A 13,136-nucleotide genomic window follows, 5' to 3' on the forward strand; every position below is an offset into this window, starting at 1 on the left:
TTTTAGAGTTATTTTGGATTTATGGGAGATATTGTAGCAGTGTGAATTTTATTTAGGTACGCCCAACTCACATCTAGCCACTTAGCTGAAAGCACTCTAACCACGATTGATATTTGCAGAATCATGGGCTTACTGCTAGCCTGAGCGAGAACAAAGCAATGCTTTGTCCGAGCACAAGGGAATTCGCATTTTCACAAATTCTAAAGCGGTTGTTCTGTCGTAGCGAAAAGCGCAATGGGTTCTAACATATTTAAAGCATTAAAAACGGTGGGTTACGCATCCGCTAACCCACCCTACAAAACCGAATTTTATCCTAACCCACTTCAAAAAACTCCCCTTTAAGGCTAACTCAAACAAAAGCTTCCTTGCGATGCAAAACATCAATTCAATTTTTTAACTCACCCTATCCCACATCTTACTGAGCCGCTTCGGTGATACTGCCATGCGAGTTTTCATCGGCTGGGCGAATAGTTGGATACGATACTCCTCCACCATCCAGCGGTACTCACTGATGGCCTCATCACTGGCACGATTTGCCAACCGCTCCATGTGCACGTCCAGCGCGTAGACACCATCAAGATCGGATTCAAGGTTGTGTTCAAGGCGTTCAATACGCACCTCTAGCGCCTCAAGATAACGCGGATACTGCTGCCAATGGCTATAATCCATCTGATAGATAAATTTTGACAGCTGCAAATCTTGCAGTTGGTCTTCGATATCGTCAATAGACTCACCGAATACTTCACGGTCTAGCATCAGCAGGCTCTGGCGAACACGCTGCCAGCGTGTGTAGACATTTTTGAGAGTCTTGATGACGCTTTGGCCAGTCAATAGGAAGTTCTTTAACACGACTTCTTCGGTTTGCTGATACTCTTCTGCTGTAAAGGGCAGCTCCTCACTCAATCCAACCGTTTTCTCATCAGCGTTCTCAGGCAGGTCTGAGGCGTGATCAAACAATACGTAATGCTCTTCAAGCGTGGCATCTAAGGTCGCATCAATGACTATGGTCTTCAATGCCTCCATATCACCAAGAGGAGCAAAAGCCAATTTGAATATCTTATCAATTTGACTGGTCAGCTGTTTTTTCTTCGAGCCAAGCTTGCCTTTCATGAGGGTCAAAACCCCAGTGCGATGCGCTTTTAGAGCGGCATTCACGTCAGTATATTGATGAATCGAGACCGCCTCGCCTGCCTCGTCAGCGACCAAGGCGGAGAACTGCTTCATCACTACGCCTGCGCTATGCCGATTCTTACTAAAACTATAGTGTTCAGGGAACTGAGTATGCACGCCTTGCTGCTCGGTCACTGCTTGACTGGTCTCACTGGCATGACGAATCTGCAGTGTTTGTAGGTCGCGACCCTTTTCAATGATACGGTTTTTGTCATCGACCACGCAGATTTGTGGCTGCAAATAGCGGTCAATGCTAGACGGATTGAAGTTATCAGGCGTCACCGACATAATACCGCGACGGTTAAGCGCGTGGCAAAGCTGCTTAAGCAGACCTTGCTCGCCTTCAGGCTCTAACTCATCGAACAAGCTGTCAGCGGTATCAGGAATCGGTACGATCTGACGACGAATCTCTTTGGGTAAGGATTTTAGCAGCTGCAATACCAGCTCAAAGCGCCAACCAGGTACGCCCCATAACAGCTCGATAGCATCCAGCTGCGGCAGTGCGGCAAGGGGCACACGAATGGTCACCCCATCATCATCGCTGGCTGGGTCAAAGACGTAGCGCAGCGGCAAGCGTAAGTCGCCCAACTGCCAAACTTCAGGGAAGTCGCCTGTGGTCGGCGCTTGACTGTTGAGCACATCGCCATCGGTAAAAAACAGATATTTACTATCACTCTTTTCTACCTCGGCACGCCAGTCTTCAAAAGCCTTACGACTGGCAATATGCTCAGGGATTTTATTATCGTAGAACTGATATAGTGCTTCTTCATCGACCAGCAGGTCACGACGACGCAATTTATCCTCAATGCGCTCAACATGGGCAATCTTATCCATATTATGCTGCAGAAACGGCGCTTGACGTCCAAAATTACCCGTCACCAGACCATCACGGATAAATATCTCCCGCGACTCACTCAGATTGACTTGCTCATAGTTGGTCAGCTGTTTACTGATGATAATCAACCCAAATAGGCTAATCTGGGCGTAGGCTTTGACCCGTCCTGTCTTCTTTGACCAATGCGGCTCAAAGTAATGGTATTTCAGCAAGTCGCCCGCTGCCGAGATAATCCACTCAGGCTCAATCTTGGCGACGTTACGCATAAAGACCTGAGATGTCTCTACCATTTGGAACGCCATTACCCAAGGCGGTGTCTGCTTGAATACGGTACTGGATGGGAATATCTTGGCTTTTTGCTGACGTGCTGCCAGATATTCACCGCGATTTTCAGTCTTATGGGCGATGGTGGATAATAACCCTGTCATCAAAGCGCGATGTAAATGCGCGTATCGCACCGCTTTGATCTCTTCATCGTCAACGCTGGTAGGGTCGCTATTGAGCGCATCCTTACCGTTGCCTTTATCTGCGCTAAGCTTGAGCTCGGTGACCATTTGCAGCAATTGGCGATGGGTTTGATGCCATTCGCGCACCCGTGGGAAGCTGAGATAGTGCTTTTTGGCAAATTGGCGGCGTTGACTATTTGACAGTTTATTGCCGTTTTCGTCTTTTTCAAACAAGGCTTTCCATAGACTCAAATAGAATAAGAAATCAGAATCATCCTGACGGAATAAGGCGTGCTTTTGATCCGCTTGCGTGCGCTTATTCGCAGGACGCTCACGCGGGTCTTGTACCGCCAGCGCGGCAACCACAATGAGCATCTCACGCATACAATCAAAATCGCTACCACCAACCAGCATTCGCGCCAGTCGTGGGTCGATCGGCATGCGTGCCATTTGCTGACCGGTACGGGTCAGACGCAGATGGTCAAGACCTTGTTTGCGTTTGCCACTTGGCTTAGCATCAGCCTGTTCACTTTTTGAGGGAATCGCACCCAGCTCATCAAGCAGTTTATGACCATCAGTGACCAATCGGCTATCAGGTGGCTCAATAAAGGCAAAGTCATCGACACTGCCCAAACGCAAATTGGCCATCTGTAGAATGACGGACGCCAAGTTGGTACGCAAGATTTCAGGCTCGGTAAACTCAGGACGGCTGGTAAAGTCTTCTTCACTGTACAGACGAATACAAACGCCTGGTGCGACACGGCCACAGCGACCTTTACGCTGATTGGCTGCTGCTTGCGAAATCGCCTCAATCGGCAAACGCTGAACCCGTGAGCGGTAGGAATAGCGTGAAATACGCGCAAACCCTAAGTCGATGACGTAACGAATACCAGGTACGGTCAGTGCCGTCTCAGCAACGTTGGTCGCGATAACGATACGCCGACCTCGACCTGACGGCTGAAAGATACGTTGCTGCTCCTCATAAGTCTGCCGCGCAAATAATGGCAACACTTCGGTGTGTTTGGGTCCATGACGCTCAAGTACCTCTTGCAGCTCGCGAATCTCGGCTTCAGTCGCCGCAAATATCAAGATATCGGCTTGATCGGCATGGCCTTTACCTTGCGCATCACTAAAGCATTCTTCTACGGCAGCAACCACCGCACGTGGCAAGTTCTCTTCAAAGTCATCGTAGCTGTCCTCATCAGAGCTATTGACCGGCTCGTCAGTCAACGGACGATAACGTACCTCTACAGGGAAGCTGCGACCTTCGACATTAAAAATAGGCGCAGGCACTTGACGTTTAAGCTTGCTGTCATAGCGGCTAAAGTATTCACTAAAGCGCTTGGTATCAAGGGTTGCTGAGGTGATAATGACTTTTAAATCGGGGCGCTTAGGCAGTAGCTTTTTGAGGTAACCCATAATAAAATCAATGTTTAAACTACGTTCATGCGCCTCATCAATGATGATGGTATCGTATTTACTCAAAAATCGATCATGACCCAATTCAGCCAATAAAATACCATCGGTCATTAATTTAACAACTGATTGCGCAGTACCTTGCTCATTAAAACGAATTTTAAAACTGACCGTATGACCTAGCTGCTCACCCAGCTCCTCTGCGATACGGTTCGCCACACTGCGTGCTGCTAACCTGCGCGGCTGCGTATGCCCTATCTGTCCCGTGATACCGCGACCTGCCAGCATTGCAAGCTTTGGCAACTGTGTGGTCTTACCAGAGCCAGTCTCGCCTGCAACGATGATGACTTGATTATCATGAATAGCCTGCACGATATCTTCTGCACGCTGACTGACTGGCAGCTCTAGATTGAGCTTTTCCGCTAACTTGTCTGGAATACTATCGATACGCGCTTGCACCGCCTGCTGTGAGCGGGTTTTTATTTTGTCGTATTGAGCCCGTTTTTTGACGAGTTCCTTTTCTGCTTTATTATCAGAGTCGTTATCAGCTTTCTTATTCTTAGCGACAGCGGCACGCGCCAGCTCACGCTCTAAACGACTTAGATAGTATTTGTCTTTGGCAAGTACGGGCAAATCAGCATTATTGGCAGCGCCAGAAGATAACGGCGCAACTGGACGCTCAGCATTGGCTATGTGAGTAGTAGGCTGTGCAGATACTGGTTGTTTGGAGTTTTCAGAGTCTTGAAAATTATTAGGCATATTTGCTTAGGCTATTTATTATAGAAAAGTGCTTAGATTATGGAGGTTATGGAGGTGTGATTCAAGTTGGTTGTCGCGTTTGGTTGGCAACTGAGACTTCTTTGAGCTATTTTTAAAGACGCTCCCTTTAATGGCACTGACAACTGTATTATCAATCCCATTAAAGAAAGTTCACATACCGCCTAAATAACAAAGTCAGTCACCACTAGTATAGATAGTCTGCTCCTTAGTAGCAGCCTCTTTAAAAAAGGTCTGCAGCTTTTGCAATGACTCCATAGGAAAAGGCAAGTGCAAGGAGAGTATCAACCTCTCAAACGCGACCATCTCATCAGCCAATGCCGTCGCAATGTCCGGCTCAATCTGCGGATTGTCATAAAGGTTATTAATGAGCCAAGTTAATTGCGGAAAATTGGCATTATCATGAATCTGATAAAGAGGCGGCACTAAGTCATCAGAGATTTGGCAGTGTGTTTTACGAATCATGCCGTTCTTAAAATACATATTTAAAGCCATACGATGGTAACTCCCTTTATTTATACTCAAAGATATTACTGTGAATCTCAGAAATAACAGCGATTTTGCCTGTTTTTTCATGATTAAAATGCGTTATAACCTTTGGTTTCTGAATATAGACCGTTAAAAAGTACCACAAATAACAATGAGACAGCTGTGTATTAAAGTTTTATTTGTTATTTGTTACGAGTGAAACTCTGCTCAAAAACACAGGTTATACTATTATCTAAGCACCTATAGATAGTAAGTTTTTTACAAATCTTCTGTACTTATAAACTTTGTATACTATCAGAGTACTAGGAGTTCCAATGTCCGATACATCAAACAAACTGCCCTTTAATCCCGTGTCAACAGCCATTGCTATCGCCATCGGACTGATTATCTGGTTTGTCATTCCAGTACCAGAAGGCGTCACAGACAATGCTTGGCATTTACTGGCATTATTTGTGGCGACTATTGTAGCGATCATTGGTAAGGCTTTACCACTTGGAGCACTGGCTATTATAGCCGTGACACTGGTCGCCCTCACAGGAGTCACAGCAGATACACCCAAACAAGCCATCAATGATGCGCTATCGAGCTTTTCGAGTCCGCTGATTTGGCTCATCGGTATCTCTGTCATGATATCGCGAGGACTGATTAAGACGGGTCTAGGCTCTCGCATTGCCTATTACTTTATCTCAGTATTTGGTAAAAAAACCCTTGGCATTGGTTACTCTCTCGCCGCAGCAGAGCTAATGATAGCACCTATCACGCCATCTAATACTGCCCGTGGTGGTGGTATCATTCATCCCATCATGCGCTCAATCGCCATCAGCTTCCATTCCACACCTGAGGAAGGCACACAAAATAAGATTGGCCGTTTCCTTGCGATGGTGAACTATCATTCCAACCCTATTACCTCTGGGATGTTTATCACAGCGACTGCGCCCAACCCATTAGTAGTCGACTTGGTAAACAAAGCCACTGGTAGCCAAATTGAGCTGTCTTGGACGACATGGGCTTTGGCCATGTTTGTGCCAGGTATTCTCTGTTTATTAGTTATGCCATTGGTCGTATATATGGTATATCCGCCTGAAGTCAAAGAAACGCCCAACGCTAGACAATATGCTACTGACAATTTGGATAAGCTTGGCAAGATTAGTACTCACGAAAAGATTATGCTTGGCGTCTTTGCGTTGATGTTATTACTCTGGGCAAACATACCTGCCCTGATATTTGGTGAGCAGGTATCAGTAGACGCTACCACGACGGCTTTTTTGGGTTTGTCGCTACTGATCATCACAGGCGTCCTGACTTGGCAAGATGTGCTAAAAGAAAAGTCAGCATGGGATACCATTATTTGGTTTGGCGCACTGGTGATGATGGCCAACTATCTAAACAAGCTGGGATTAATCTCTTGGTTTTCTTCTAGCATCGAATCTGCTATTGGGCTAACTGGTGTAGGCTGGATGGGTGCTGTGGCCATCTTGACTCTGGTTTATTTATACATGCATTATTTCTTTGCCAGTACCACTGCTCATATTACCGCTATGTTTGCCGCTTTTTATGCAGTTGGTCTGAGTTTAGGGGCACCTCCTATGTTGTACGCCTTAATTCTGGCCGCAGCAGGTAACATCATGATGACGTTGACTCATTATGCGACAGGTACCGCGCCTGTTATCTTTAACTCAGGCTATACCACGCTACGTGAATGGTGGACTATTGGAGCCGTCATGAGTGTGGTCAACTTGGTAATTTGGATTGGATCTGGTTTGATTTGGTGGAAAGTCCTTGGATATTATTAAGCTGACCCATTATTAAACTTACCAAAGCTTGCTGCTTTAAAAGCTTTCTACTTATAAATATTTAGCTCTTAACGATTAGAAAAAAAGAGGTCTATCCATTGATAGACCTCTTTTTTATGCGCTTTAACTGAGTTTAGCCTTCATAGAAAAGAAAACTTGTACTAAGTCACTTACAGGAGTATCAGAAACATTAATCTGCACCCAACTCTAGCAGGCTGGCATTACCACCGATCGCCGTCGTATTGATGGTAATGACGCGTTCAGTGACAAAGCGATACAGATAGTCTGGCGTGAGCATTTCTAAAAAGCCTTCCATATCTGTCACGGCTATTACTTGCGTTAAGATACCATCAGTATTAGCCAACGTCTGACTGATTTCTTGAATTTCAGCACTGCTGCCTGCCACGGCTACTTGCGCGAGGCGATCGATATGTAACAAAGTGACCGTCTGTGAATCATTGGCAACGCTCAGCACATTATCACTGATACCCGTCGCATAAAGCGCTTTTGCGGCCGCTTCACACATGTCTTCTTGGCTTGGGCAATGTAATATGACTTCATTACCCGTTAATAATGCCGCGATAAGCTGGCCAAGCACTGCCATTGCCTTGGCTGACTCGCCACCGATGACCATAGTTTTGCCACGTGCAGTCACATACAAGTCGTTAGACTCGCCAGTAGCGCCTGTCATCCGATGCACTTCATCGAGACTGGGTGCTGCGCTTAACAAATGATTGAACAGGCGGCGCGCCTTATTGGCATCACCTGTCAGCAGTGCCAGCTTGGGTATCGCTGCTTCCAGATAGACCGCACGCTCTACCGCGCTCAGTAATCGCCAAGCTTCACAAACCTGGGCATGATCTTTTTTAAATTCAGTCGCCATGTTGTTACTCCTTATGCGATTGCTGCTTGAGTGGATGAAGCCATCATGCTTTTAGTGGCTGATTTTTCAGAGCTCAGCTTTTCAGGGATTAATGATTCATTAGTAAGGCGCATTAGGCGGGCTACATAATGTGGACCACCTGCTTTTGGCCCTGTACCAGACAAGCCGCAACCACCAAACGGCTGTACGTTGACGATGGCACCGATTTGGTTGCGGTTTATGTAGGTATTTCCTACCACCGCGCGGCGCTCGATATGCTCAGAGACGCTTTCAATACGGCTATGAATACCTAGTGTTAGCCCATATCCTGTGGCATTAATCGCGTCAATCAGCTTATCCAAGTCACGAGCTTGATAGCGTAATACATGGAGTATCGGGCCAAAATGCTCACCACCAATCACATCGATATTTTGCACTTCGATTGCAGTTGGCAACACAAAGGTAGACTGCGCTTCGCTGACCACTGAGTTCGCACTCATCGGTGTCTGCGCCAAGATACTGGCTGTCGGTTCAGACTGCATGCGTTCGATATGAGCTTCAAGAGACTTCTTAGCCGTCGCATCAATGACTGGGCCTACATCGGTTGCGACATACGTTGGATTGCCGACCACTAACTCTGCCATATTACCTTGCAGCAGTTCAATCAAATTGTCGGCGATGTCTTCTTGGATACACAGAATACGGCATGCCGAGCAGCGCTGACCTGCTGAGCCAAATGCTGAAAGTACAGCGTCTTGTACGACTTGCTCAGGCAATGCTGTTGAATCAACAATCATAGCGTTTTGACCACCCGTTTCGGCAATCAATACTGGCAACTCACCGCTGGCTTGTGCATGGTCGTTTAAGCTTTGGTTGATACGCTGAGCCGTTTGCGTCGAGCCGGTAAAGACCACGCCAGCTATGTTGTCTGCTGCTGTCAAGGCGCCGCCAACTTCACCGCCACCCGTTACGAACTGTAGCGCACTGGTCGGCACGCCCGCTTGATACATAAGCTGCACAGCAAAGTGCGCCACCAAGCTGGTTTGCTCAGCCGGCTTTGCCACCACAGTATTGCCTGCCGCCAAGGCCGCCATGATCTGACCGCTATAAATAGCAAATGGAAAGTTCCAAGGACTGATACAGACAAAGGTGCCACGGGGCTTGTAGACCTGACGCGACTGATTACCTGCCAAGTCGGTAAACTCATGAGCAACGCCATCTAAACGTTCAGCTTCATCGGCATAAAAACGGCAAAAATCGACTGCTTCTTTGATCTCATCAATGCCGTCTTGGGTGGTTTTACCCGCTTCGATTTGGCATAGTGCCATGACCTCAGCGTAGTTCTCTTCATATAAGTCAGCGACTTTACGTAGTATTTCGGCACGCTTAACAGCAGGAACGGCTTGCCACTCTTGCTGCCCTGCGACTGCTGCATCGATAGCTTGGCGCGCGACTTCAGCATTGGCATATAGTACTTCACCAGCGATGACTTCATGGTTCCAAGGCGCATGCACGCTATGGCTCTCAAGCTTTTGTTTTTTGCCATCCGCTTCATATTCGCTAATCGCTTGGCCATTGATAATCGTCGTCGCTGACCAAGTCTTATTCATATGGCTGTCAATGGCATTTTTGAACGGCTGCCACTGCGACTCTACAAATATATTAGGACCAAAGCTGGCACGGCGTTTGCCATAGATATCTAGCGGTAAGGGTATCGCTGGATTGTGTAAAGTTTCATTCGCCAACAGCTTGTCATACGGATGGACAGTGAGCTGCTCGATTGGATAAGATTTATCTAGGAGCTGATGGACAAATGAGCTGTTCGCACCATTTTCTAATAGACGGCGCACTAGGTATGGAAGCAAGTCTTGATGCGCGCCAACGGGGGCATAGATACGTACAGGAATATTATATGATTGTAAGATATGATCATACAGCGCATCACCCATGCCATGCAGGCGCTGGAACTCAAATTCCTTGTGCGTGCTCATGGTCATCACAGATGCTAAGGTATGCGCATTGTGAGTGGCAAATTGTGGCCAGATGAGACCGCGCAAATGCTCAGATAGTAAGTAGCGTGCGCAGGCAAGATAGGCGACGTCCGTTCCTTCCTTACGAGTCCATACTGGATAGCCTGATAGGCCTTTTTCTTGTGCGAGTTTGATCTCAAAGTCCCAATAAGCGCCTTTGACCAAGCGAATCGGAATGCGATCACCGACCTCTTTTGCCAAGCGTGCCAGCCATGCAAATATCGCAATAGCGCGCTTTGAGTAACCTTGCACGACCAGACCCAGTCCATCCCAGCCAGCGGTCAACGCATCACGATATAAGGACTCAAATAGCTTTAAAGAAATCTCCAGGCGATCGGCTTCTTCGGCATCGATACTGAGATCGACATCGACTTCACGTGCCGCTTCAATCAGTAGCATACAGCGCTGACGTAATAACCCGAGAACTTGCGCCTCTTGTGTGGCTTCATAGCGCGGATGCAGGGCAGACAGCTTGATAGAGACTGACGGCTTTGGCATGCCTTCTTTGACTTTGACATTGGCAGTCGATTTAATCGCATGTAAATAGTCATTAAAGTATTTTTCAGCATCTTTATTGGTAACGGCTGCCTCGCCAAGCATATCAAACGAATAGGTATAGCCTTTATTACGATATGGCTGGCTGTTTTTATTCGCCTCTTCGATGGTCTCACCCAGCACAAACTGATGACCCATGATGCGCATGGCTTTTTGCATCGCAGCACGAATCATCGGCTCGCCCATTCTTTTGGTCATACGATCCAAAAATCCAGACGCTGTGGTACTGCTGTCAATACTGACCACACGGCCAGTCATCATCATGCCCCAAGTCGAGGCATTGACGATAAAATTATTATCATCTTTTAAATGTTTTTTCCAATCAGCGACACTCATTTTGTCGCGGATAAGGGCATCAGCCGTATAACTGTCTGGCACACGAATCAAGGCTTCAGCCAAGCTCATGAGCAAGATACCCTCTTGGGTATCAAGACTGTACTCAAGCAATAATGAATCGACCATCTTCACGGCTTTGCCATCACTGCGTACGTGCTCTACCAACTTACGCGTCTGCTCGCTGGCATCCTCTCGTTCTTTGTCAGTCGGCTTCGCCAGTGGCAGCAGCTCGGTGAGCCAGCGATCTTCATCCACACTATACAGTGGTGAGATACGCGCATACAGCTCATTGCTTGACTTGGTAATATACTCAGAGGTAAGCAAGTCAGTGGGCTTAAATAAAATGGGCTCTTTGGGGGTAAATTGATCTATTGGGTTCATAGCAACTCCACAACTGTCGTTTAAAAAACCATGCTAAATGGTCGCTAGGGCTTTTAAGCGGCATTAATGCCTTCTTCTTATTGTTATTGATCGTGAAAACAGTCCATTGCTCATTCACTATAAGAAAAACCTCTACGGCGTTGATTGAGGTGATGCGCTTAACCCGATCATGCTACCACGAATAGGTTTTATCCTCTATGATGATTGAGTAGCATCGAGTATAAATACAGTTAGTGACAGAGAAATTATCTAAAAAAAAACCCTTCTTATTACTTAATGAATAAGAAGGGTCTTTAGAAGAGTTAGAATAGATAATGAGACTTATAACAGTACAATCTTTGCCAGTAGTACAAATGTAAGTACCCAGACTGGGATGGTGATGTCAGAGAACTTGCCTGTCATCAGCTTGACGGCAGTATAAGTAATAAACCCAAGAGCGATACCATCAGCGATTGAGTAAGTCAAAGGCGTGAGCAGTAATACAACCGCGACAGGGGCTGATTCTGTTAAATCTTCCCAATTGATGTCTTTTAGGGTAAACAACATCAAAACCGACACATAAAAGATCGCGCCCGCAGTTGCGTAGGCTGGAATCATACCTGCCAGCGGTGCAAAGAAAATACTGAGCACAAACAGCACACCGACGGTCACCGCCATCAGACCAGTACGGCCACCTGAGGCAACCCCTGAGGCACTTTCGATATAGCTGGTGGTTGATGACGTACCGAGCATAGCGCCTGCAACGGTCGCTGTTGAGTCTGCCAATAACGCCTTATCCATATTTGGGATATTGCCGTCTTTGTCAATCAGACCCGCTTTGTTGGCGATCCCAACCAAACTGCCTGTGGTATCGAATAAATCCACAAATAAGAAAGCAAAAATCACACTGATCATCGCTACGTCAAAGGCACCTGCAATATCAAGCTGCATGAGCGTAGGCGCGATGGAGGGCGGCGCTGACATGATGCCTGCAAACTCAGTATGACCTGTCAGTAAGCTGATTATGGTAATCAGTAAGATACCTATCGTCACGGCCCCTGGTACCTTTTTGTACACCAGTCCTATAATGACAAAGAAGCCTAAGGCAGCCATCATTGGCGAGAATGACCTCATATCGCCCAGTGTCACTAGCGTTGCATCTTGACCAACAATAATGCCTGAGCTTTGTAGTGCAATAAACGCCAAAAACGCCCCAATACCAGCGACGATACCTTGCTTCAGACTTAACGGAATGGCATTGATAATCCATTCGCGGATCTTAAACAAACTTAACAGGATAAATAGACAACCGGATAAAAACACGGCGCCCAGAGCTGTCTGCCAAGTATAGCCCATACCCAAGACCACACCATAAGTGAAGAAGGCATTAAGCCCCATCCCTGGTGCCAAGGCCACCGGCAAGCGGGCATAAATACCCATGATAAAACAGCCTATCGCAGCGGCAAGACAAGTAGCGACGAATACCGCGCCCTTGTCCATACCCGCCTCTGCTAATATGCTAGGGTTGACAAAGATGATATAAGCCATCGTCAAAAAGGTGGTAATACCGGCTAGGATTTCCGTTTTGATCGTGGTGTTTTCACCGTTGATCCCAAAATAGCGTTCAATTGCATTCATAAGTGTCGCGCCCAGCTTGCTAGTGACTAGTGAAAAGAACCGATTTATAAGCGCCTGAAATAAATAGGGCGTGTTGAACACTCACAAACAGGCTCTGCTGATAGCTAAAATGATTCCAGACAAGGCGCAAGTCGAAGATAATGTTGATACCTTAGCTAGACTTGCAACAAAGTATGGGAGCATTTTAGCTTCAGCCTGAAAGGACAGGACTCTTTTTTGCCGCTTCTGTGTTTAAAATAGACGCTTAGAATGACTAAGCTTACTGTTTTTAACTTTGAACCGCCTAAAAAATAGTCTCTGTCAGTGCCATGGTCGAATGCTCAACACGCCCTAAGACGTCAGCAAAAGTTTTGCGACGTCTTTATAAAAAGGCAGCGGTAACAAAGCGCAACATTTTAGAGAAATTAGCACACAAATTCAATCATTACC

General features: G+C 46.7%; 6 protein-coding genes. 1 reads left to right on the plus strand and 5 read right to left on the minus strand.

From position 1 onward, the window contains the following. Positions 1–393: 393 nt before the first annotated feature. Together hrpA and JMY01_RS06555 are read right to left on the minus strand one after the other, a co-directional pair. Entirely contained in the window at positions 394–4,626 is a 4,233-nt protein-coding gene (gene hrpA / locus JMY01_RS06550; RefSeq protein WP_201574812.1) for an ATP-dependent RNA helicase HrpA, read from the minus strand. A 195-nt stretch (positions 4,627–4,821) separates the two neighbouring features. Continuing rightward, complete coding sequence (locus tag JMY01_RS06555; protein WP_201574813.1) at positions 4,822–5,139, minus strand: hypothetical protein; 318 nt, start codon at positions 5,137–5,139, stop codon at positions 4,822–4,824. 329 nt (positions 5,140–5,468) lie between these two features. Here JMY01_RS06555 and JMY01_RS06560 point away from each other — a divergent pair, with 329 nt between their 5' ends. Further along, a complete protein-coding gene (locus JMY01_RS06560) occupies positions 5,469–6,926 on the plus strand; it encodes an anion permease (RefSeq protein ID WP_201577326.1) in 1,458 nt (485 codons plus the stop codon). 190 nt (positions 6,927–7,116) lie between these two features. On the opposite strand, the gene JMY01_RS06565 is transcribed toward JMY01_RS06560, so the two are convergent. From JMY01_RS06565 to JMY01_RS06575, 3 genes are all read right to left on the minus strand, one after another. Next, the gene (locus JMY01_RS06565) at positions 7,117–7,809 is read right to left on the minus strand and encodes a 1-pyrroline-5-carboxylate dehydrogenase (RefSeq protein ID WP_201574814.1); all 693 of its coding nucleotides are present in this window, start codon (positions 7,807–7,809) and stop codon (positions 7,117–7,119) included. Positions 7,810–7,820: 11 nt separating this feature from the next. After that, on the minus strand, positions 7,821–11,090 hold the full coding sequence (gene putA, locus JMY01_RS06570; RefSeq protein WP_201574815.1) for a bifunctional proline dehydrogenase/L-glutamate gamma-semialdehyde dehydrogenase PutA: 3,270 nt from the start codon (positions 11,088–11,090) through the stop codon (positions 7,821–7,823). Between the two features lie 321 nt (positions 11,091–11,411). Further along, complete coding sequence (locus JMY01_RS06575; RefSeq protein ID WP_201574816.1) at positions 11,412–12,707, minus strand: NCS2 family permease; 1,296 nt, start codon at positions 12,705–12,707, stop codon at positions 11,412–11,414. Positions 12,708–13,136 lie beyond the last annotated feature (429 nt).

Origin of the sequence: Psychrobacter sp. H8-1, from assembly GCF_904846575.1 — a bacterium.
GTDB classification, from domain to species: Bacteria; Pseudomonadota; Gammaproteobacteria; order Pseudomonadales; family Moraxellaceae; genus Psychrobacter; species Psychrobacter fulvigenes.

Coding starts and splice junctions, on each gene's coding strand:
- hrpA (WP_201574812.1), bottom strand. CDS start 4,626: ATGCCTAATAATTTTCAAGACTCTGAAAACTCCAAACAACCAGTATCT.
- JMY01_RS06555 (WP_201574813.1), bottom strand. CDS start 5,139: ATGGCTTTAAATATGTATTTTAAGAACGGCATGATTCGTAAAACACAC.
- JMY01_RS06565 (WP_201574814.1), bottom strand. CDS start 7,809: ATGGCGACTGAATTTAAAAAAGATCATGCCCAGGTTTGTGAAGCTTGG.
- putA (WP_201574815.1), bottom strand. CDS start 11,090: ATGAACCCAATAGATCAATTTACCCCCAAAGAGCCCATTTTATTTAAG.
- JMY01_RS06575 (WP_201574816.1), bottom strand. CDS start 12,707: ATGAATGCAATTGAACGCTATTTTGGGATCAACGGTGAAAACACCACG.